Annotated in this window: 15 protein-coding genes; 10 read left to right on the forward strand and 5 right to left on the reverse strand. The window is 74.8% G+C overall.

Annotation, left to right across the window (positions count from 1 at the left end; all coding sequences use genetic code 11):
- The 4 genes from J2S46_RS24240 to J2S46_RS24255 all read left to right on the forward strand — a co-directional run bounded on the left by J2S46_RS24240 (nt 1) and on the right by J2S46_RS24255 (nt 3209).
- The gene (locus J2S46_RS24240) at nt 1–978 is read left to right on the forward strand and encodes a ribose-phosphate diphosphokinase (protein WP_073924922.1); all 978 of its coding nucleotides are present in this window, start codon (nt 1–3) and stop codon (nt 976–978) included.
- A 397-nt stretch (nt 979–1375) separates the two neighbouring features.
- A complete protein-coding gene (locus tag J2S46_RS24245; RefSeq protein ID WP_191291140.1) occupies nt 1376–1966 on the forward strand; it encodes a 50S ribosomal protein L25/general stress protein Ctc in 591 nt (196 codons plus the stop codon).
- 109 nt (nt 1967–2075) lie between these two features.
- Nucleotides 2076–2657, forward strand: a complete 582-nt coding sequence (pth, locus tag J2S46_RS24250; RefSeq protein ID WP_191291141.1) for an aminoacyl-tRNA hydrolase — start codon at nt 2076–2078, stop codon at nt 2655–2657.
- A 258-nt stretch (nt 2658–2915) separates the two neighbouring features.
- Nucleotides 2916–3209 (forward strand): hypothetical protein, encoded by a 294-nt coding sequence (locus J2S46_RS24255; protein ID WP_191291142.1) that lies wholly within the window; start codon nt 2916–2918, stop codon nt 3207–3209.
- 255 nt (nt 3210–3464) lie between these two features.
- Here the strand turns inward: J2S46_RS24255 and ppc are convergent, their stop codons facing one another.
- Nucleotides 3465–6272, reverse strand: coding sequence for a phosphoenolpyruvate carboxylase (gene ppc / locus J2S46_RS24260; RefSeq protein ID WP_370882230.1), 2808 nt, complete (start codon nt 6270–6272; stop codon nt 3465–3467).
- Nucleotides 6273–6553: 281 nt separating this feature from the next.
- On the opposite strand from ppc, the gene J2S46_RS24265 reads away from it, so the two are divergent.
- Nucleotides 6554–7843: a sensor histidine kinase gene (locus J2S46_RS24265; protein ID WP_191291143.1), complete on the forward strand. Its 1290-nt coding sequence runs from the start codon at nt 6554–6556 to the stop codon at nt 7841–7843.
- A gap of 56 nt (nt 7844–7899) precedes the next feature.
- On the opposite strand, the gene J2S46_RS24270 is transcribed toward J2S46_RS24265, so the two are convergent.
- Together J2S46_RS24270 and J2S46_RS24275 are read right to left on the reverse strand one after the other, a co-directional pair.
- Entirely contained in the window at nt 7900–8439 is a 540-nt protein-coding gene (locus J2S46_RS24270; RefSeq protein WP_191291144.1) for an SUKH-3 domain-containing protein, read from the reverse strand.
- 36 nt (nt 8440–8475) lie between these two features.
- Nucleotides 8476–8943 carry a YwqJ-related putative deaminase gene (locus J2S46_RS24275; protein WP_191291145.1) on the reverse strand — a complete coding sequence of 156 codons (468 nt, stop codon included), beginning with the start codon at nt 8941–8943 and terminating at the stop codon, nt 8476–8478.
- 672 nt (nt 8944–9615) lie between these two features.
- On the opposite strand from J2S46_RS24275, the gene J2S46_RS24280 reads away from it, so the two are divergent.
- The 3 genes from J2S46_RS24280 (at nt 9616) to J2S46_RS24290 (ending at nt 14812) form a co-directional block, all read left to right on the forward strand.
- Entirely contained in the window at nt 9616–10617 is a 1002-nt protein-coding gene (locus J2S46_RS24280) for an SMI1/KNR4 family protein (protein WP_191291146.1), read from the forward strand.
- 63 nt (nt 10618–10680) lie between these two features.
- Nucleotides 10681–13116: an SUKH-4 family immunity protein gene (locus tag J2S46_RS24285; protein WP_307351120.1), complete on the forward strand. Its 2436-nt coding sequence runs from the start codon at nt 10681–10683 to the stop codon at nt 13114–13116.
- Between the two features lie 199 nt (nt 13117–13315).
- The gene (locus tag J2S46_RS24290; RefSeq protein ID WP_191291148.1) at nt 13316–14812 is read left to right on the forward strand and encodes a hypothetical protein; all 1497 of its coding nucleotides are present in this window, start codon (nt 13316–13318) and stop codon (nt 14810–14812) included.
- 26 nt (nt 14813–14838) lie between these two features.
- Here J2S46_RS24290 and J2S46_RS24295 read toward each other — a convergent pair whose 3' ends face one another.
- Nucleotides 14839–16146 carry a nucleotide sugar dehydrogenase gene (locus J2S46_RS24295; protein ID WP_229912879.1) on the reverse strand — a complete coding sequence of 436 codons (1308 nt, stop codon included), beginning with the start codon at nt 16144–16146 and terminating at the stop codon, nt 14839–14841.
- Nucleotides 16147–16763: 617 nt separating this feature from the next.
- On the opposite strand from J2S46_RS24295, the gene mfd reads away from it, so the two are divergent.
- On the forward strand, nt 16764–20399 hold the full coding sequence (mfd, locus tag J2S46_RS24300; RefSeq protein WP_191291150.1) for a transcription-repair coupling factor: 3636 nt from the start codon (nt 16764–16766) through the stop codon (nt 20397–20399).
- Nucleotides 20400–20502: 103 nt separating this feature from the next.
- Here mfd and J2S46_RS24305 read toward each other — a convergent pair whose 3' ends face one another.
- Nucleotides 20503–20829, reverse strand: coding sequence for a rhodanese-like domain-containing protein (locus J2S46_RS24305; protein WP_191291151.1), 327 nt, complete (start codon nt 20827–20829; stop codon nt 20503–20505).
- A gap of 37 nt (nt 20830–20866) precedes the next feature.
- On the opposite strand from J2S46_RS24305, the gene J2S46_RS24310 reads away from it, so the two are divergent.
- Nucleotides 20867–21481 (forward strand): TetR/AcrR family transcriptional regulator, encoded by a 615-nt coding sequence (locus J2S46_RS24310; protein ID WP_191291152.1) that lies wholly within the window; start codon nt 20867–20869, stop codon nt 21479–21481.
- Nucleotides 21482–21519: the final 38 nt, after the last annotated feature.

Raw genomic sequence — 21519 nt, forward strand, 5'->3', positions numbered from 1 at the left:
GTGAGCGGGATCACGACGTCGGGTGAGAAGAAGCTGAAGCTCTTCTCCGGCCGTGCCCACCCTGAGCTGGCGAAGGAGGTGGCCGCGTCGTTGGGCACCGAGCTCGTCCCGACGAAGGCGCTGGACTTCGCCAACGGTGAGATCTACGTGCGGTTCCTGGATTCGGCGCGTGGTGCGGACTGCTTCGTGATGCAGAGCCACACGGCTCCCATCAATCAGTGGATCATGGAGCAGTTGATCATGATCGATGCGCTGAAGCGGGCTTCGGCGCGGAGCATCACCGCGATCCTGCCGTTCTACGGGTATGCCCGGCAGGACAAGAAGCACCTCGGCCGGGAGCCGATCTCGGCGCGTCTGGTGGCGGACCTGCTGGCCGCTGCCGGTGCGGACCGGATCATGGCGGTGGACCTGCACACCGCGCAGATCCAGGGCTTCTTCTCGGGGCCGGTGGATCATCTGTTCGCGCTGCCGCTGCTGGCGGACTACGTGGGCGAGAAGGTGGACCGCTCGAAGCTGACCATCGTGTCGCCGGACGCGGGCCGGGTGAAGGTGGCGGACCAGTGGTCGGACCGTCTGGGTGCGCCGCTGGCGATCATCCACAAGCGTCGTGACATGACGCAGGCGAACACGATCCTGTCGGCCGAGGTCGTCGGTGACGTCAAGGGCCGGGTCTGCGTGCTGGTCGACGACATGATCGACACGGCGGGGACGATCTGCGCCGCGGCGGACGCGCTGTTCGAGAACGGCGCGGCGGACGTGATCGTGGCGGCGACGCACGGTGTGCTGTCGGGTCCGGCCGCGGACCGGCTGAAGAACTCGCGGGTGAGCGAGTTCGTGTTCACGAACACGCTGCCGACGCCGGGTGAGATCCAGCTGGACAAGATCACCACGCTGTCGATCGCGCCGTCGATCGCGGCCGCGATCCGTGAGGTGTTCGAGGACGGTTCGGTGACGAGCCTCTTCGAGGGCGTGCACTGATCCTCGGGATCTCGGGTCTCGGGTCTCGGGATCTCGGGGCTCTCGGGTTCCGGGTGCGTGCCGGCGCCCCGGCGGTGAGCCGTCGGGCGGGCGCGGGTGTGCACTGACGACCTGTCCGGCAGCGGTCCCGGCCCCTCGTGGGCCGGGGCCGCTGCCGATTTCACGGTTGACTGCCGGTGCGGTTAGACTCGTGAGACTGCTCGGCGAGGGATGTCGTGTGCCCGTTCCGCGGGTGTGCGCTCCGTGATCGACGCGCTGCTCAGGCCGGTTTCGCCGGTTCCTGGCAGAGGTCGTAGGCCGCCGAGTGACCCCCGAACGTACTTGTGGGTGTGGTCCCGGCGGTTTTTTCGCGTTTGCCTGCACCCCCGCGCCAGTTCTTATTACGAGGAGTGCAGTCGTGTCCGAGATCCGCCTTGACGCCGAGACCCGTACCGAGTTCGGCAAGGGTGCCGCCCGTCGTGCCCGTCGCGCCGGCTTCGTCCCCGGTGTCGTCTACGGCCACGGCCACGCCCCGGTGCACCTGAACCTGCCGGGCCACGCGCTGATGATGGCGCTGAAGACCCCGAACGCCCTGCTGGTCGTGCCGATCGAGGGCAAGGACGAGTTCGTCCTCCCGAAGGCCGTGCAGCGTGAGGCCATCAAGCGCTCCATCGAGCACGTCGACCTGCTGCTGGTGAAGCGCGGCGAGAAGGTCACCGTCGAGATCCCGGTCATCGCCGAGGGCGAGCTGGCCCCCGGTGGCAACCTGCTGGAGCACGTCCTGAACGCGCTGCCGGTCGAGGCCGAGGCCACCCACCTGCCCGAGTCCGTGACCGTGTCGGTCGAGGGCCTGGAGGCCGGTGCCTCCATCACCGCCGGTGACATCACCCTGCCGAAGGGCACCACGCTGGCCGTCGAGGCCGACACCGTCGTCCTCCAGGTCATCGGCGCCCAGGCCTCGCAGGCCGACGCCGACGCCGAGGCCGCCGAGGCCGCTGCCGAGGCCTGAGCCTCGCGCACTGCTTGAACAGCCCGCTGCCCCGGCCCTCCGCCTTCGGAGGGCCGGGGCAGCGGTGCGTCCGGGATGATGTGCTGGACGGCACGTTGAGGAGCGGTTGATGAGCGACGACGAGTACACAGGGCCCTGGCTGGTGGCCGGCCTGGGCAATCCGGGGGAGGGCTACGCCCGCAACCGGCACAACATCGGGTTCATGGTGGCGGACCTGCTGGCGCAGCGGATGGGTGCGAAGTTCAAGGCGCACAAGAGCCGCGCGCAGGTCGCCGAGGGGCGGCTGGCGGGGCAGCGGGTGGTGCTGGCCAAGCCGATGACGTTCATGAACCTGTCGGGTGGTCCGGTGACCGGGCTGCGGGACTTCTACAAGGCGCCGACGTCGTCGATCGTGGCGGTCCACGACGAGCTGGACATCGACTACGCGACCTTGCGGCTGAAGCTGGGCGGCGGTGACAACGGGCACAACGGCCTGAAGTCGATCACCAAGGCGCTCGGCCCGGGGTACCACCGGGTGCGGTGCGGGGTGGGGCGGCCGCCGGGTCGGATGGAGGTCGCGGACTTCGTGCTGAAGGACTTCTCGTCCGCGGAGCGCAAGGAGCTGGACTGGTTCGTGGACCGGGCCGCCGATGCGGTGGAGGCGCTGGTGTCGGAGGGGTTGGAGCGGGCGCAGGCGACGTACAACACCTGACCTCCGCCGGCCCGTCCGCCGCCGTCCACCTGCCGGCTGACCGCCGGTCAGGTGCGGCCGCGGACCGCCCGGACCGGCCGGTGAGGGCTTGGTGGGAGCGGGTGCGGCACGGTGCGCGCCGTACGCAACGGTGTTACAACGCTTGCCCGTCCTCATCTGATCCGGTGTGAGGTGCGCCCGGCCGATCGGATACGGTCGGTCGGGTACGCGATGGGGTCTGGGGAGTGCTCGATGCGGAGTTTGCGGCGGGTGCGGCGGGTGCGTCGCACGCGGGTGGTACGGCTGGCGCGGCTGGGCCGGCGGGTCGGTACGGCGGGTGCGGTGGGGGTGCTGATCTCGATGGCCGGCCCGGCGCACGCGGAGGGATCGGAGCCCGGTACGGGGGTGGCTTCCTCCCCGGCGCCGGCCTCGGCGGAGTTCGCGCCGGTGCTGAGCGACTCGATGGGCGGGGACGCGGGGCTGGTCGCGGTGGGCGGCGGTCTGGTGGTGGTGGCCGGGGGTGCGGCGCTGTGGTTGAAGCGGCGCCGTTCCGGGGTGCTGGACCAGCACTGAACCGGTGACCGGTGACCGGTCCAGGCGACCGGTGTGCGGCTGCGGTGTGCGGAGCGGCCGCCGGGTGCGGTGGGACGAGGACGAGGACGAGGTTCGGCCGTGGGCCGGTTTCCGGATGACGGGGGCCGGCCCTGAGTGTTTTCCGGGGCCGGCGGGGGCTCGGGGCCTGCCGGGAGGGCCCGGGCAGCACCGCGCCCGCCGGTGGTGTTCCGGCGGGCGCGGTGGTGTGTCGTCGGTGGTGCGGTCGGGTGCCGGTCAGCCGGTGTTGCGCAGGCCGGCCGCGATGCCGTTGACGGTGAGCAGCAGCGCGCGGGCGCGCAGCGGGTCCTCGGGGCGGCCCTGGGCGACGAGCTCGCGCTGGCGGCGGAGCAGGGCGACCTGGAGGTAGGAGATCGGGTCGAGGTAGGCGTCGCGGACGGCGAAGGTCTGCTTCAGCACCTCGTTGTGCTCCAGGAGTTCGCTCTCGCCGGTGAGGCGCAGGACCTCCTTGAGGGTGAGCTCGTGCTCGGCGACGATCTGGTCGAAGATGTGGTGCAGTTCGGCGGGGACGAGCTGTTCGACGTAGTGGCGGGCGATCCGCAGGTCGGTCTTGGCCAGCGTCATGGCGACGTTGGAGAGGAAGTTCTGGAAGAAGTGCCACTGGCCGTGCATCTCGTCCAGGACGTCGCCGAGGCCGGCGGCGCGGGCGGCGGCGAGGCCGGAGCCGACGCCGTACCAGCCGGGGACGATCTGGCGGGACTGGGTCCAGCCGAAGACCCACGGGATGGCGCGCAGGCCGTCGAGGCCGGCGCCGGAGTCGGGGCGGCGGGAGGGGCGGGAGCCGAGGTGGAGGGAGGCGAGCTGGTCGACGGGGGTGGCCGCGAAGAAGTACTTCGGGAGGTCCTCCTGCTCGACGAGGGCGCGGTAGGCGTCGTGGGCGGCCTGCGAGACCTGGTCCATGGCGGCGTCCCAGCGGGCCAGTTCCTCGGGGGCCTGGCGCGGTGCGGTGTGCAGGGCGGAGGCGGCGAGGGTGGCGGAGATGGTCAGTTCGAGGTTCTCGCGGGCCAGTGAGGGCAGCAGGTACTTGTCGGAGATCACCTCGCCCTGCTCGGTGACCTTGATCTCGCCTTCGAGGGTGCCCCAGGGCTGGGCGAGGATGGCCTCGTGGGAGGGGCCGCCGCCGCGGCCGACGGTGCCGCCGCGGCCGTGGAAGAGGCGCAGCCGGATGCCGTAGCGGTGGGCGACGTCGCGCAGCCGGCGCTGGGCGCGGTGGATCTCCCACTGGGAGGTGGTGATGCCGCCGAACTTGGAGGAGTCGGAGTAGCCGAGCATGACCTCCTGGATGTCGCCGCGCAGGGAGACGAGCAGCCGGTAGGAGGGGTCGGAGAGCATCTCGTCCAGGATGCGGTCGGCTTCCTGGAGTTCGTCGGTGGTCTCCAGCAGCGGGACGATGCCGATCTTGGCGATGCCGGCGTGCAGGTCGATGAGGCCGGCTTCGCGGGCGAGGACGGTGGCGGCGAAGACGTCGTCGGCGCCCTGGCACATGGAGATGATGTAGCTCTCGACGATCTCGTCGCCGAAGCGCTCGAAGCCCTCCCGGATGGTGTTGAAGACGCCGAGGGTCTTGGTGCCGGCGGCGTCGAGGGGGGCGGGGGTGGGGGCGAGCGGGCGGCGGGAGCGGAGTTCCTTGGCGAGGAGCTTCTGGCGGTACTCGCGGGGCATGTCGGCGTAGCGCCAGGCTTCCTCGCCGAGCCGGTCGAAGAGCTGGCCGAGGGCGTGGTGGTGGGCCTCGGCGTGTTCGCGGACGTCCATGGTGGCGAGCTGGAGGCCGAAGGCCTCGATGGTGCGGATGGCGCGGGCGAGGCGGCCGTCGGCGATGAGTTCGCCGCGGTGGCTGCGCAGCGAGTCCTGGATGAGTCGCAGGTCGGCGACGAGGTCGCGGGTGCCGCGGTAGTCGCGGCCTTCGACGTGCGGGGTGCCGTGGGCGAGGCGCTCGCGGGTGTTCTCCAGCTTGAGGCGCACGCAGGTGGCCTTGAGCCGGTAGGGCTCCTCGGCGTTCATCCGCTTGTAGCGGGGGCTGAGCTCGGGGAGCAGGTGGAGGTCGGTGTTGAGGGAGGCGAGGAGTTCGACGGAGGCACCGGCGAGCCGCTCGGAGGTGGAGAGGGAGTTGCGCAGGTCGTCGACGGCGGCGAGGGCGTCCTTGATGCCGTACTCGTGCTGGAGGTTGAGGACGTCCCAGGTGACCTGGGGGGTGACGTTGGGGTTGCCGTCGCGGTCGCCGCCGATCCAGGTGCCGAAGGTGAGCGGCCGGACGCCCTCGGGGAGGGTGAGGCCGACCCGGGCGAGCTCCTCGTGCAGCTCCTCCAGGACCTCGGGGACGGCGTCGCGGTAGAGCTCGTCCAGGTAGTAGACGGCGTTGCGGGCCTCGTCGGTGGGCTCGGGGCGGGCGATGCGCAGTTCGTCGGTCTGCCAGAGCAGGTCGATGACCTCGGCGAGGCGGCGGTCGGCCTGGCGCTTGGCGGAGCTGTGCCGGGCGGGGTCGGTGGTGGAGAGGCCGGAGGCGACGTGCTCGCGGTGGATGCGCTCCAGCAGTTCGCCGATCCGGCGGAGCTTGTTGAGGACGCTGCGGCGGGCGGCCTCGGTGGGGTGTGCGGTGAAGACCGGGCGTACGGCCAGGTGGGCGAGGGTGTCCTCAAGGTGCTTGGGGTCGGCCTCGGCGAGCTGGTCGGCGGTCTGGGCGAGCAGCGAGCCCTCGCGGGCGCGGCGGGTCGCGAACTCGCGGCCGCGGTGCACCTGCTCGGTGACGTTGGCGAGGTGGAAGTAGGTGGAGAAGGCGCGGACGAGCTTGCCCGCGGTCTCCAGGTCGATGTCGGAGAGGAGCTCGGCGGTCGCCTCGCCGTCGGTGCGGCTGAGCAGGCGGACCTGCTCGACCAGGCCCAGCAGCTGCGGGCCCTCCTGACGGACGAGCGTCTCGCCGAGCAGGTCGCCGAGGCGGCGGATGTCCGCGCGCAGGGCTGCGTTGTCTGCGATCGGACCTGCGGCGGGGTTGGGGCTGTCCGCCGGGGTGGGGACCGGAGCGGTCACGGCTGGCTCCCTGTGGTGGTGGGGTTCGGCAACGGCTCTTGTCACCTGGATGACGGTGACGCGTGCGGACCGCGCTGTCCGACGCGACCAGCATAGGTGGGTGGGTGGCTCGCGTCCGAGAGGTGGCCGGATCGCGGACACGTCCGGCCGGTCGTGGTGACGGCCGTCCGGGTCACCCGAAGAGGTCTGGACCACTTGGCGGGGGTCGGCGGGGGTGCGCCGGGGCGCGGCGGCGGGGAATCCGATGGGGCCGGATCGCGCCAGCGCCTAGGCTGTCGGGTATGAGTAACCCGCCTGGGGAGGCAGCGCCGCCGGTCCGGCCGCTGTGGTGGTGGAAGCGGCGCCGTAGTGCGTTCCTGGACATCGGCCTGGCCGCGCTGGCCGGCCTGGAGTGCGGTTTCGGGGCGTACCAGTTCGTCGGCAACCGGCTGGGGATGGGTCTGCCGCTGGCGGTCCCGGCGCTGGTGGTCGGGGTGCTGGCGGGGGCGTCGCTGGTGGTGCGCCGGCGCTGGCCGGCGGTGCCGGCGCTGATGGCGCTGCTGTTCCTGCCGGGGCTGTTCGGCGTGATCCTGCTGATGGTGTCGCTGTACACGCTGGCGGCGACCTGGGAGTGGCCCTCGCGGCGCCGGCGGGTGGTGGCCCTGTCGGGGCTGGCCTTCGTCGAGTCGGTGGGGATGGTGCTGACGGCGATGCTCGCGCCCGGTACCTCGGCGCCCTCTCCGGAGGTGGGCGGGCCGCCCCTGTGGGGGCTGGTGCTGCTGGCGGTGCTGGTGGGGGTGGCGTTGACGGTTCCTCCGGTGGTCACCGGCCTGTACGTGGGGGCGAAGCGGCGACTGGTGGAGTCGCTGAAGGACCGCGCGCACGGTCTGGAGACGGAGCTGGACCTGCTGGCCGAGCAGGCGCAGGAGCGGGCCCGCCGGGCGCGGCTGGAGGAGCGGACCCGGATCGCCCGGGAGATGCACGACGTGGTGGCGCACCGGGTGTCCCTGATGGTGGTGCACGCCGGTGCGCTGGAGCGGATCGTGGCGAAGGATCCGCAGAAGGCGGCGCAGAGCGCCAAGCTGGTGGCGGAGGTCGGCCGGCAGGCGCTGGACGAGCTGCGGGAGATCCTCGGGGTGCTGCGGATGGCCGAGGAGCCGGGCGCGGGGGGCGAGCAGCCGGACGGGCTGTCGGGGCTGCCGGGCCTGGTGGACCAGTCGAAGGCGGCGGGGATGGCCGTCACCTTCACGGTGAGCGGGGCGCGGCGGCCGTTCAGCGCCGAGGCGGAGCGGACGGCGTTCCGGGTGGTCCAGGAGGGGCTGACCAACGCGCACAAGCACGCGGGCGGGGCGCTGGTGGCGGTGCTGCTGGCGTACGTGCCGAACGGTGTCCGGGTGGCGGTGGTGAACGGGTGTCCGGCGGCGGTCGAGCGGGTGGGTCTGCCGAGCGGGGGCAACGGGCTGGTCGGGATGCGCGAGCGGGTGGTGGCGCTGGGCGGCACGTTCCGGGCCGGGCCGGAGTGCGACGGCGGGTTCCGGGTGGAGGCGGTGCTGCCCTCGCGGCTGGCGCTGCAGAGCGAGCGGCTGGGCTGAGCGGGCGGCCGGGCGGTGTCCCGGCCGGGCGGGTGCCGGGCCGCCCGGGTCCCGGGTCAGGCCGGCGGCGGGCCGGTGCGCAGCCGCTCCGGGACGGTGCCGAGCAGCAGGGTGGTGACCGCTTCGTCGACGCCCTCGCCGAGGAACCACTCGCCGATGTGGTCCAGGCTGTAGACCCGGCCGGCCTCGTCGATGGCGAGCAGTGCCCGGCCGTACATCTCCTCGCCGAGCGGGGCCAGTTTGGTGTCCAGGGCGCGGCCGAGGTCGGCCAGGGTGCGCGGCTGGTGCAGGCCGCAGAGCGGGTCGAGCAGGAACGGGGTGCGGGCCAGTTCGCGGCCGGCGCCGGACGGTTCGAAGTGCAGGCCGCCGAACTCGGCCCAGGCCTCCACCGCCGCCGGGAACACCGAGTGCCGTACGCCGTGCGCGTCGCCGGGGGTGCCGTACCCGGCGAGGGCGTCGGCCCACTCCTCGGCCTGCTGGATCTGCCAGCGGCCGGGGTGCCAGCCGGCCTGCTTGAGCTCGGCGGCGACGTCGGCGGGGAAGCGCGGCCGCAGCCGGGAGGGGGTCTGACTGAGCGGGTTCAGGGCGTGCTCCATCGATCGGGGACAGGGGTCGTGCGGCGGGGCGGCGGCTCAGGCGCCGGGGGGCCCGACGGCGACGCTCTGGACGTTCAGGTGCTCCAGCAGCGGCTCGCAGGAGCGGCACGGCGGTGCGTGGGTGCCGTGTGCGGGATCGTGCTCCTCCCGGATCCGGACGGTGGTCAGCCGGGCGCCCTTGAGGGACTTGCGGGCCTCGCCCAGGCTCAGCGGTTTGCGGGCGGCGCGCTTGGAGCGGCCGGCGTCCACCGTGCTGAGGTGCTGGGAGAGCAGGACGGCCTCCGGGCAGTGCCCGGTGAACCGCTCGCGGTGCTCGATCGGCAGGGCGTCCAGGAAGTCGCCGATCAGCGGGTGCAGGCCGGGGCGGTGCTCGGCCTTGTCGCCGGCCAGGGTGAGCACCTCGCCGCCGCGCAGCGAGAGGGCGGCCGCGACGGCGGGCAGCAGGCTGTCGCGGAGGTGGCGCAGCTGGGGGGCGCCGGCCGGGGTGGTCTCCTCGACGGTCATACGGCCTCCTCCTTCTGCGTGGTGTCCGGGCGGGTCGCCCCTGGTGGGACGGGGTTCCTGCCCGGGCCGGTCACCGCCCGGGTCCGGGCCCGGGCGTCGGCCGGCCGGTCCGCCCGGGCTACCGGCGGGTAGTTCCGCGGGCGCGGGCCGGTGGCGGTTCGGGCCGGCTCCGGCCCGGGGCCCAAGCCTGTCAAACGCCACTGTCAGTCGGTCACCCGGGGTGTTGGGCCGGGGAGAGAAGGATGGGGCATCGGCGGCCCGGATCGTGGGAGGCGGGGCCGGTGCGCACGTGGCGGGGGCCGGATCTGCACGTGTTCCTCACGAATCGTCCGCCGATGCCGGGGGCGGGCGGCCGCCGGCGCCTCCCGGGAGGGCCTTGGTCGGCCCTGGCCGGGCGGGCGGCCGCCGGTGCCGTCCCTGTCGCCGGGGGTCGGCAACTCCTGCGCGCGAAGGTGCTGTTGGGGCGGTCCGCCGCGCGTTGGCGCGCCGCCGGACCGGAGGCCCGGTCGGTGCGCGCCCGGACCGCGGGGCGGTGCCGCTGCCGGGCCGGGCGGCGTTCGCCGCCGGCCGCCCCGGCCTGCTCGGACGAACCTCCAGGCGGGGCGACCGCGCTCCGGGCCGACCCCCTACCCTGGTGTCCAGCAATCGGCTTCAGTAGGTGGGGGCTCCCAGATGACGACAGGTCGGCCCGGCACCGCCGCCGCGCCCAACGGGGCGTACGCGGGCCAGGTGGTGCAGTTCCCGGACCCGGTACGGGCGCAGAGGCATCCCGCCGGGGTCCGGGTGGACGAGTACGGGTACCCGGACTTCAGCGCGTACGCCGCGGCCGCCGCCGAGGTCGCCGACCCGCCGGAAGGCTTCGGGGTCGACGAGCTGAGACTGACCGACTTCGTCTCGGCGAACGCCGCGCTGTTCACCCAGGGCCACGAGCTCTGGGCGGACCAGGACACCGCCGTCGCCACCCCGCCCGGCTGGACCTGGCACCACGCCGTCGGGCGGGCCGCCCCGGGCTGGCGCCGGATGGAGCTCGTCCCGGTCGAGGTGAAGGCGCTGCTGCGGCACCACGGCGGCCTGGCCCGTTCCTCGGCCGACCACGGCCGGCGCGGCACCCGCCCGCTCCAGGAGCACCGCCCGGTGCACTTCTCGCTGGCCAAGGACGGCGGCGACCCGCTGAGCGTCCCGGAGGACCTCGTCCAGCGGGCCGAGGAGCGGCTGGGGTACCGGCTGCCCGGCGCCTACCGCAACTTCCTCAAGGTCGCCGGTGGCCGCACGCCGGCCGGCGTCGCGCTCGACACCGAGTACGGACTGCTGCTCGACCAGCCGTTCCTGACGCTCAGTGAGGAGTACGGGGTCGACGACCTCGTCTACGCCAACAAGTGCCTGCGCGACCACCTGACCAAGGACTACCTCGGGATCGCGTACGTCCAGGGCGGCCTGCTGGCGATCAAGGTCCGCGGCGAGGGCACCGGCTCGGTCTGGGCCTGCCTCTACGACGACGCCCGGGACACCGGCGGCCCGGAGGCGCCCGAGGACCGGGTGGCGCGGCTGCTGCTGCCCTGCGGGGACGACTTCGACGCCTTCCTGCTCCGGCTGGCCGGCAGTCCGCCGGAGCTGGAGACGGTCGCGGAGCTGATGGTGGACGGCGGGTTCGCCCGGGCCGTCCCGGTGCGCTGAGATGCGCGGCGGGCGGCGGGCGGGTCAGGCAACAGATGGTGAGCGGACAGGGGTGAACCGGGCGTGGTGACGTACGCGCAGGCGCAGGCGGTCGCGGACGACTGGATCAATGGCGGGGTGCCGCGCTCGCAGCAGCGCGAGGTGCGGGTCCGGGAGTTCGACCTGGGCTTCGTCTGCTGGTCGGTGGACCCGGCCGAGGGCCCGGCGGCCGACGGCGGCGAGGTCCGGCTGGTGATCGCCCGGGACACCGGGGCGAGCACCCTGTGGCCGGCCCTGCCGGTGAACGAGGTGGTCCGGCAGTACGAGGAGGTCTACGGGCGGCCGGTGGGGGCCAATCCGGCGGGTGCGGCCCGACCGGCCCCGGGGCCGGTCGAGGCGACGTCCTTCCTGCTCAGCCCGCCGCAGTGGCTGCAGGAGGCCGGCGCGGCGGCGATCGCGGCGGAGGCCGCGCGGCTCGGCGAGCCCGCGCCCGCCGCCCAGCCACCCGCCGCGCCGGCTCCTGCGCCCATGCCCGCGCCCGCTCCCGAGCCGGAGTTCGCCGGCGGGTACGGCCAGGGCGCCGGGCCGGCCGTCCTCAGCACGCCGCCCGCCTCCGACCGCCCGGCCGGGGACGCGCCGACCATGCTCGCCCCGCCGTCCGGCCCGGACGCGCCGGTGGCACCGGCCGGCGACGCCGCCGCCACCGTGCTGCTGCCCGAGGGCCTGCCCGGCGGGCCCCCGCCGCCGCCCGGCGCCACACCGCCGTTCCCGGCCCAGCAGCCGGCCGCCGACGGGTACGCGCCGACCGTGCTCGCCCCGCCCGGCGCGCTGCCGGGCCTGGCCGGCCTGCCCGGCGCCCCCGGCACCCCGCCGCCGGTCGACCACGCCGCGACCGTGCTGGCGCCCCCGGACGGCCTGCCCGGCGCCCCCGGCGTGCCCGGTCCGCCCGCGGGCGGACCCGCCGTCGACCACGCGCCGACCATGTTGGCCCCGCCCGACGGCGTGCCCGGCCTGATGGGCCTGCCCGGTGCCCCCGCGGCCCCGGGCCCGGCCGGCCTCGGCCGGTCCGGTTCGAGCGCCCCGCCGCCCCCGCCGCCCGCCGACCTGCGCGGCGGCGCCGGCCCCGCGCAGGGTGCCGGCGGCCGCGGCGCGAGCGCTCCGCCGCCGCCTCCCCCGGGCGGGCTGCGCCAGACCCCCGGCGCCGCCCCGGCGGCCGGCGGCCTCGGCCGGTCCGGTTCGAGCGCCCCGCCGCCGCCCCCGCCGCCCGGGCTGCGCGGCGCCGACGGCCAGGCCGCGCCGCCCGCCCCGGCCCCCGCCGCTGCGCCGGCCGCCGCGGGAGGCGCCGCCGCCGGTGTCGCGTACGAGCGGACCCAGCTGGCGCACGCGGTCGAGCTGCCCGGCGGCCCCGGCACCCCGCACCCCGCCATGCCGCCGGCCGGTTACGGCTACCCGGGCGCCGGCGCCCCCGGGGCCCCGGGCCCGGCCGTCGCGCCCGCCGTGGTGCCGCCGCCCGCCCCCGGCCCGCAGGGCCCGCCGGTGCCCCCCGGCGTCCCGGTGGTCGGTCCCGGCTACTTCGCCGCGCTCAGCTACCGGGCCCCCGACGGCTCGGAGCAGAAGCTGCTGCAGCGCAGCGAGCCGGGCACACCGCACCCGGAGTGGAAGATCCTCCAGGAGCTGCGCCGGCTGAACGTCCCGCCGGAGCAGGTGCTGGAGCTCTACACCGAGCTGGAGTCCTGCGACCTGCCGGGCGGCTACTGCGCGCGGATGATCCGGGCGTCCTGGCCGAACGTGCGGCTGACCCACACCGCCGGCTACGGGCGGGACCAGCAGGCCCGGCAGGCGGGGATGTCCCACCTGCTGGACCATCTGGACGAGCTGCACCAGCTGGCCTCCGCCCCGCAGCGCCCGCGCCCCGTCCGGGCGCCGCTGCCCGCCCCGGGCAGCGTGCCGCCGCTGCCGCCGCTCCCGCCGCAGCAGCTGGCGGCGGAGCTGGGCCAGGCCTTCGGGCCGGCCGTGTTCCGCTTCGAGCAGCGCGCGGTCGCCCGGCAGGGGGTGCCGGAGCCGGTCGCGCAGACCCTGATGTGGGCCGGTCTGCCGCGGGACTTCGGGCCGTTCTTCTGGGCCCAGGCGCAGGAGGGCCGCCCGATCCCGACGCTGGCCGAGCTGGCCGCCGAGCGCGGCGTCCAGGGCGGGCCGGACTTCGGCGGGTACCTCGTCCTCGGCAACGACTACGGGCGCCAGCTGTGCGTGCAGTACGGCACCGCGGCCGTGGTGGCGGTGGACCTGGAGGGCGGCGGCGAGCCGCCGCGCTTCGTGAACACCGGCGTGCCGGAGTTCGTCCGCTCGCTCGCCCTGCTGGGCCGGATGTGGCGGCTGCGGTACTCGCTCACCCCGGACCAGGCGGGTCGTTGGACCACGGACTTCCAGACCCAGCTGGCCGCGATCGACCCGGCGGCGCTGCAGTCCGCGGACACCTGGTGGGCCGTTCTTCTCGAACAGTTCTGGGACGGTCTGCTCTAGCGGATCGCCGCAGGTGACGGGGGCGTACCGGCCTCGGGTACGCCCCCCGTCCGGGTCGGTACGGCGGCGCCTCGTTGGGGTTTCGCCACGATCTGCGCAAAATAGGTCAAGAGGACGGTCGTACCCGCCCGCTCCTCGCCACGCATCGATTCGATCCGGCCCTGGGCTCCGCAGCCCGTGATCACGAGGGGAAGAGCCCATGAGCGACGCCGTCTCCCAGTACGGCTTCACCGTTGGCCGGCGTGGCTACGCGCCCGAACAGGTCGACCGGTCCCTGGTCGCGTTGACCGCCCAGCGGGACGCCGCCTGGGAGCGACTGAGCGTGCTCGGCGCCGGCCTGCGGGAGATGGAGAAGCGGCTCGCCGACATCCAGCAGACCGCCGAGGACGCCCCGGAGCCCGACTACGGCGTGCTCAGCGAGCAGGCCGCCGGGCTGGCCCGCACCGCCGAGGCGGAGGCGCTGGCCGTCCGCGAGGCCGCCGAGCGCTTCGCCGAGGACACCCGCGACGAGGTCTACGAGGCCGGCCAGGCACTGGCCCGGGCCGCCGAGGAGTACGCGACCGCCGTCCGTGCCGAGGCCGACCAGGCCGCCCGGCGCATGGAGGAGCGGACCCGGGCCGAGGCCGAGCAGCTGCGCGGCGAGGCCGACCGGGACGCCCGCGGCGTCCGGGACGCCGCCACCGCGCACGCCGCCAAGGTCCGGGTGGCCGCCGCCGAGGCCTCCGAGCAGGCCGAGGCCGCCCTGGCCGACCTGCGCCGCAGCGCGGACGAGATGTTCGCCGCCGCCGTGGTGAAGGCCGACGCCGAGGACTCCAAGATCACCATGACCGCGGAGCGCCGGCTCAAGGAGGCCGAGCAGTACCGCGAGACGGTGCTCGGCCAGATCAAGCAGTCGGACGCGGAGGCCCAGGCCAAGGCGGACCAGCTGATCGACCGGGCCCGCCGGGAGGCGGAGCGGGTCAACGCGATCAGCGAGCAGGAGCAGAGCGAGTTCGCGACCCGCTACGAGGTGGTCCAGCAGCACCTCGACCACATCAAGGGCACCCTGGCCTCGCTGACCGGCGCGGCGGTGGGTGCGATCGAGCCCGAGCCGGAGCCCGGCCCGCAGGGCGCGGCGCTGCCCGCGGCCGAGCAGGCGCCGGCCGACGCCGACGCCGAGGACGCGGTCGTGGCCGGGCCCGTCGCGGTGGGCGGCACGGTCCAGCTGCGGGCGGTGGCCCGCCCGGCGGGCCGTCCGGTGGACCCGGAGGCGGACACCGGCGAGATCGTGCTGACCGTCGACGCGCCCCCGGCCGCCGAGGACCCCCGGGCCGCCGCGGGCTTCCCGGTGGCCGCCCGGGCCGGAGCCCCCGCCCGTGCGGCGGGTGCCGAGCCCGGCGCCACGCCCGCCGTTCCGGGCGACGCCGCCACCGAGGTGCTCCCGGTGACGCCCGCCGCGCCCGTCTTCGTCCCCGGCCGGGTGGCCCCGGCCGCCGCGGTCGAGACCCCCGCCGACGCCCCCACCGACGCCCCCGCCGACGCGGCGGCCGGTCCGGCCGTCCCGCCGAAGCCGGCCACCGCGCCCTCGACCGGCGCGCCCTCGACCGGCGCTCCCGGCGGGGAGGAGGTCGCGACCCGGATCATCCCGAAGATCGTGATCGTCGACGACGGATCCGACTACGCGACGCCGCACACGGTCCACCCCCGCCGGATCTGAGCACGGCCGGCCGCGCGGCCGGCCGGCTACAGCACCTCCACCGCGGCCCCGGCCGGGCGCCGTCGGCAGTCCAGGAGGTACCGGGCGTGCCTGGTCACGGCCCGGTCGTCGACGTCCTCGTGGTCGGTGAGCAGGACGACCGCGTCCGCCGCGGCCAGCTCCCCGGGCGTCGCCCCCGCCCGGGCGGCGGACGCGGACGGGCCGCCGTCCGGGGACGGCCCGGCCGGCGGGTGCGGGCCGGCCGGCGGGTGCGGGCCGGACACCGGGTGCGGGCAGGCGACCCTGACCTCGGCGCCGGCCCGGGTGAGCAACTCGGCGATCCGGGCCGCCGGCGTCCTCCCGGAGCCCCCGGCGGCTCCTCCCTCGTCCGCCGGGGCGAGCAGCAGGACGCGTGAGCCCCGGACCGGCCGTCGCCGCTCCGCCAGCGCCGCGGTGAGCCGGCGCACCACGTACTCGGGCATCCGGCCGTTGACCTCGTTGGCCAGCTCCACCAGGCGGAAGGACTGCCCGAGTGCCCGCTGTGCCCGCCAGGGCAGAAAGGCGGGGTCGATCGGCAGGCAGGGCCCGTCCGCCCCGGGCCCCGGGGTGAAGCGCGGGTGGCCGAAGGGTTTGGCGGCGGCCGCGTCGATCGCCTCCCGCAGGTCCAGCCCGAGGTCGTGGGCGAACATCGCCAGCTCGTTGACCAGGGCGGTGTTCACCTGCCGGAACCCGCACTCCAGCAGCTGGGTGAGCTCCGCCTGGCGGCAGGAGGAGACCGGGACGGTCCGCTCCACCAGCTGCCGGTAGAAGCCGTCGACCGCCGCCAGTGCCGCCGGGCCGAGGCCCGACACCACCTTCGGGGTGTTCTCCAGCCGCCAGGCCGGGTCTCCCCGGTCGATCCGTTCGGGGCTGCAGCCGAGGTGGAAGTCCGGCCCGGCGATCAGCCCGGAGCCCTCCTCCAGCAGCGGGGCGAGCAGCTCCTCGGTCGTCCCGGGGTAGCCGGTCGACTCCAGCACCACCGTCGCGCCCGGCCGCAGGTGCCGGGCCAGCAGCATCGCGGAGGACTCGACGCGGGAGAGGTCCGGGGCGCCGTCGCGCAGCGGGGCCGGCACGGTGATCACCGCGACGTCGAAGCCCTCGACGTCGGCCGGGTCGGCCGACGGCCGGTAGGCGCCGCCGCGCAGCAGCGGGCGCAGCCGGGCGGCCGGGACGTCCGCGACGTAGGACTCGCCCGCGGTCAGCCGCTTGATCCGGTGCTCGTCCACGTCGTACCCGACGACCCGGTGCCCCACCTCCGCCGCGCGGACGGCCAGCGGCAGCCCCGTCCGGCCCTGGCCCGTGACGACCACGCGCACGACGACCACCCCCTCCGTCACGGCCCGCCGCTGCGCCCTGCCTGTCGCGGCGCTGTCGCGTCCTCGACACCAGGGTAGGGAGCGGGCCCGGGCCCGCGGGGGCTTTCCGCTGTTCGCGCGGGGCGGGCCACCGGCCGCGCGGCGGTGCTTCGTCCGACGGCGGCACCGGCCCGGAACGCGAGGAGGCCGAGACCCGTGGCGCCCTCCAGGAAAGGGCGCCACGGTTCCCGGCGCTTGGGCGGGCGCCCCCACCCAGGGTCGCCCGGCCACGCATCCCGACCCCCATCGGGCTGCGTCCGTGTCCGCCGCAGCCATCCCCCACGGTTGGGTGCGGCGGGCACATTCACCATGCTGCGCGATCTCCATGGACGGCCAGTGACAGGAGTATGTCCACTTCGTGGCATTCATTCGCGCGGTCCGCCCGCCGGCGTACGGGATGTTCATTCACGGCATTCCGGGTCGCACCGGACGCGGCACGACCGGTGCGCCGCGTCAGCGTCCGCGCCTCGGCGTAGGCTGGACACCCCCGGCCGCTCGGCGCGCCGGGCCGTTCGCGTTGCCCCGCCGGATCTCCGGCGCCCGGGCACTCCAGCTACGGGACGAAGAAGAGACTCCACATGAGCCTGACCGGACTGCTCGATGTCGTCGCGCGGGACGCCGCCCTCGCGGAGGCGATCGAGGCCGCCACCGCCACCGGCGCCTCGGCGGGCGCCCGCCAGCACCTTGACCTGGTCGGCCCGCCCGCCGCCCGGCCGTTCGCCGTCGCCGCCCTGGCCCGCGCCCTGGCCGCCCGCGCCGACGGGGAGCGCGGCCGCCCGGTGCTCGCGGTCACCGCGACCGGCCGGGAGGCCGAGGACCTCGCCGCCTCGCTGCGCTCGCTGCTGCCCGCCGACGCCGTCGCCGAGTTCCCCGCCTGGGAGACGCTGCCGCACGAGCGCCTCTCGCCGCGTTCGGACACCGTCGGCCGGCGCCTCGCGGTGCTGCGCCGGATCGTCCACCCGCGGGCCGACGGGGATCTCGCGGCCGGGCCGGTCCAGGTGATCGTGGCACCCGTCCGCTCGGTGCTGCAGCCGCAGGTGAAGGGCCTGGCCGAGCTGGAGCCGGTGGCGCTGCTGCGGGGCCGGTCGCACGATCTGGAGACGGTCGCCCGGGGGCTCGCGGCCGCCGCCTACTCCCGGGTCGAACTGGTCGAGAAGCGCGGTGAGTTCGCCGTCCGCGGCGGCATCCTGGACGTCTTCCCGCCGACCGAGGAGCACCCGCTGCGGGTGGAGTTCTGGGGCGACGAGATCGAGGAGATCCGCTACTTCAAGGTCGCCGACCAGCGCTCGCTGGAGATCGCCGAGCACGGCCTGTGGGCGCCGCCCTGCCGTGAGCTGCTGCTGACCGACGCCGTCCGGGCCCGGGCCGCCGAACTGGCCGAGGCCCACCCGGAGCTGCGCGAGATCCTCGACAAGATCGCCCAGGGCATCGCCGTCGAGGGCATGGAGTCCCTGGCGCCCGTCCTGGTGGACGACATGGAGCTGCTGCTGGACGTCCTGCCGGCCGGCAGCGTCACGGTGGTCTGCGACCCCGAGCGGGTCCGCACCCGGGCCGCCGACCTGGTCGCCACCAGCCAGGAGTTCCTGCACGCCTCCTGGGTGGCCGCCGCCTCCGGCGGGGACCGCCCGATCGACGTCGAGGCGATCGACGTCTCGGCCGCCTCGCTCTGGTCGCTGGCCGACGTCCGCGAGCACGCGGCCGGCATCGGCCTGCCCTGGTGGTCGGTCAGCCCGTTCGCCACCAGCGACTCCTCGGTCAGTTCGGTCCTCGAGTTCGACACCAACACCCTGACCCTCGGCATGCACGCGGTGGAGGCCTACCGGGGCGACACCGCCCGCGCGATCGCCGACGCCAAGGAGCGGCTGGCCGCCGACTGGCGGGTCGTCATGGTGACCGAGGGTCACGGCCCGGCCTCCCGGCTCGCCGAGGTGCTCGGCAACGAGGGCATCCCGGCCCGCCTGGTCGCCGACCTCGCGGAGGCGCCCACCCGGGACGTCGTCTACGTCTCCTGCGGCTCGATCGAGCACGGCTTCGTCGACGAGGCGCTGAAGCTCACCGTCATCACCGAGACCGACCTGTCCGGCCAGAAGTCCTCCACCAAGGACATGCGCCGGATGCCCTCGCGGCGCCGCAACGCGATCGACCCGCTGGCCCTGGCCGCCGGCGACTACGTCGTCCACGAGGCGCACGGGGTCGGCAAGTACGTCGAGATGGTGCAGCGCACCGTCCAGGGCGCGACCCGCGAGTACCTGGTGCTGGAGTACGCCCCCGCCAAGCGCGGCCACCCCGGCGACCGGCTGTTCGTGCCCACCGACCAGCTCGACCAGGTCACCAAGTACGTCGGCGGCGAGGCTCCCACCCTGCACCGGCTCGGCGGCGCGGACTGGGCGAAGACCAAGCAGAAGGCCAAGAAGGCCGTCCGCGAGATCGCCGGCGACCTGATCAAGCTCTACTCGGCCCGGATGGCGGCCCCCGGCCACACCTTCGGCCCGGACACCCCCTGGCAGCGCGAGCTGGAGGACGCCTTCCCGTACGCGGAGACGCCCGACCAGCTGACCACCATCGCCGAGGTCAAGTCGGACATGGAGAAGTCCGTCCCGATGGACCGGCTGATCTGCGGCGACGTCGGCTACGGCAAGACCGAGATCGCGGTCCGGGCCGCCTTCAAGGCCGTCCAGGACGGCAAGCAGGTGGCGGTGCTGGTGCCCACCACCCTGCTGGTCCAGCAGCACTTCTCGACCTTCGCCGAGCGCTACGCGAACTTCCCCGTCACGGTGAAGGCGCTGTCGCGGTTCCAGAGCGACTCCGAGGCGAAGGCCGTCCTGGAAGGCCTGTTCGCGGGCTCGGTGGACGTGGTCATCGGCACCCACCGGCTGTTCTCCTCCGAGACCAGGTTCAAGGACCTCGGCCTGGTGATCGTCGACGAGGAGCAACGCTTCGGCGTCGAGCACAAGGAGCAGCTGAAGAAGCTGCGCGCCAACGTGGACGTGCTGACCATGTCGGCCACGCCGATCCCGCGCACCCTGGAGATGGCCGTCACCGGCATCCGGGAGATGTCCACCATCACCACCCCGCCGGAGGAGCGCCACCCGGTGCTGACCTTCGTCGGCCCGTACGACGAGAAGCAGATCTCGGCCGCCGTCCGGCGTGAACTCCTGCGCGAGGGACAGGTGTTCTACATCCACAACCGGGTCGAGTCGATCGACAAGGCGGCCGCCCGGCTGAAGGAGCTCGTGCCCGAGGCGCGGATCGCCACCGCCCACGGCCAGATGGGCGAGAACCTGCTGGAGAAGGTCGTCGTCGACTTCTGGGAGAAGGAGTTCGACGTCCTGGTGGCCACCACCATCGTCGAGTCCGGCATCGACATCTCCAACGCCAACACCCTGATCGTCGAGCGCGGCGACACCTTCGGCCTCTCCCAGCTGCACCAGCTGCGCGGCCGGGTCGGCCGTGGCCGCGAGCGCGGCTACGCCTACATGCTGTACCCGCCGGAGAAGCCGCTCACCGAGACCGCGCACGAGCGGCTCGCCACCATCGCCCAGCACACCGAGATGGGCGCCGGAATGTACGTCGCCATGAAGGACCTGGAGATCCGCGGCGCCGGCAACCTGCTCGGCGGCGAGCAGTCCGGGCACATCGCCGGAGTCGGCTTCGACCTCTACATGCGGATGGTCGGCGAGGCCGTCGCCGAGTTCCGCGACTCGCTGGCCAACGGTGGCGCGGCGCCGGAGGAGGAGCCGCTCGACGTCAAGATCGAGCTGCCCGTCGACGCCCACGTCCCGCACGACTACGCCCCCGGCGAGCGGCTGCGCCTGCAGGCCTACCGCTCGATCGCGGCGGTCAACTCCGAGGACGACATCGTCCACGTCCGTGAGGAACTCACCGACCGCTACGGGAAGTTGCCCGAGGCGGTGGAGAACCTGCTGCTGGTCGCGGCGCTGCGGCTGTACGCACGGCGCTGCGGCATCAGCGACATCACCCTGCAGGGCGCCAACGTCCGCTTCGGCCCGGTCGACCTGCGCGAGTCCCAGGAGTTGCGCCTGGGCCGCCTCTACCCGCGCAGCCAGGTGAAGGCCACCGCCCAGCAGATCCTGGTGCCCCGTCCGTCCACCGGCCGGATCGGCGGCAAGCCGCTGGTCGGCCGCGAACTCCTCACCTGGTGCAGCGAGTTCCTGTCCACGATGTTCGACGACCTGGCGGGCGGCAAGCGCTGACGGCCGCCCTCCGCCTCCGCCGGCCCCCCTGGATGCGGGGGCCGGCGGCCGGCGGCTGCCGCCCGTGGACTCGGGCGCGCGGGCGGGCGGGCCGGTCGGGGGATCAGGCGGATTCGGTGGGGAGGCCGGCCTCGGCCCAGTCCTGGATGCCCTCGCGGTACTTGCGGACGTTGCTCCAGCCCAGGGCGGTGAGCCGGTCGGCCACCTGTCCGCTGTTGGGGCACGCCGGGTTCGAGCAGTAGGTGACGATCGCCGCGTCCCGGTCGGGGAGCAGGGCGGGCGCGTGGGTGTCGACCTCGGCCAGGACCAGCGGGAGGGCGCCCGGCAGGTGCTGCTGGTCGTAGTAGGCGCCGCCGAGGGTGTCGAGCACGGTCACGGTGCCGGCCTCGATCGCCGCCGCCAGTTCGTCACGGGTGATGAGTGCGGTCATGCCACTGCCTCCAAAGGAATCGGACTACAGTCCTCTTATGGCTCACGACAGTAACGGACCACAGTCCGCTTCGGCAATCCCCCTGGAACTGCTCCGCACGCCACCGCCCAAGGAGCGCGCGGACGCGGCCCGCAACCGGGTCGCGGTGCTGGAGGCGGCGGCCAGGCTGTTCGCCGAACACGGCGTCGAGGCGGTCTCGATGGACCAGGTGGCCGCCGCCGCCGGCGTCGGCAAGGGGACGCTGTTCCGCCGCTTCGGCGACAAGTCGGGGCTGGCGGCCGCACTCCTCGACGCCCGCGAGCGGGTGCTCCAGGAGGCGATCCTGAGCGGCCCGCCGCCGCTGGGCCCCGGCGCCCCGGCCGGCGAGCGCCTGGCCGCCTTCCTGGACGCCTATTTCGACTACCTGCTGGAGCATCTGGCCCTGGTCCGGATGTCGGAGACCGCCACCCCCGGAGCCCGGTACCGCATCGGCGCCTACCGCTTCTGGCACCGCCACGTGGCGATCATGCTCACCGCTGCCCCCGACCCGGAGCACACCGCCCACGCCCTGCTCGCCGCCCTGGCCGCCGACCACGTCGCGGCGCTCCTGCCGGAACTCGGCGAACAGCGGATGCGGGCCGGCCTGCTCCGCCTGGCCCGCGCGGCGATGTGACGGCCGGCGCGGGCCTGCGCCGTCCGGCCTCAGGCGGA

Origin of the sequence: Kitasatospora herbaricolor (assembly GCF_030813695.1) — a bacterium.
GTDB classification, from domain to species: domain Bacteria; phylum Actinomycetota; class Actinomycetes; order Streptomycetales; family Streptomycetaceae; genus Kitasatospora; species Kitasatospora herbaricolor.

Coding starts and splice junctions, on each gene's coding strand:
- pth (WP_191291141.1), top strand. CDS start 2,076: ATGAGCGACGACGAGTACACAGGGCCCTGGCTGGTGGCCGGCCTGGGC.
- J2S46_RS24265 (WP_191291143.1), top strand. CDS start 6,554: ATGAGTAACCCGCCTGGGGAGGCAGCGCCGCCGGTCCGGCCGCTGTGG.
- J2S46_RS24270 (WP_191291144.1), bottom strand. CDS start 8,439: ATGGAGCACGCCCTGAACCCGCTCAGTCAGACCCCCTCCCGGCTGCGG.
- J2S46_RS24275 (WP_191291145.1), bottom strand. CDS start 8,943: ATGACCGTCGAGGAGACCACCCCGGCCGGCGCCCCCCAGCTGCGCCAC.
- J2S46_RS24280 (WP_191291146.1), top strand. CDS start 9,616: ATGACGACAGGTCGGCCCGGCACCGCCGCCGCGCCCAACGGGGCGTAC.
- J2S46_RS24290 (WP_191291148.1), top strand. CDS start 13,316: ATGAGCGACGCCGTCTCCCAGTACGGCTTCACCGTTGGCCGGCGTGGC.
- mfd (WP_191291150.1), top strand. CDS start 16,764: ATGAGCCTGACCGGACTGCTCGATGTCGTCGCGCGGGACGCCGCCCTC.
- J2S46_RS24305 (WP_191291151.1), bottom strand. CDS start 20,829: ATGACCGCACTCATCACCCGTGACGAACTGGCGGCGGCGATCGAGGCC.
- J2S46_RS24310 (WP_191291152.1), top strand. CDS start 20,867: ATGGCTCACGACAGTAACGGACCACAGTCCGCTTCGGCAATCCCCCTG.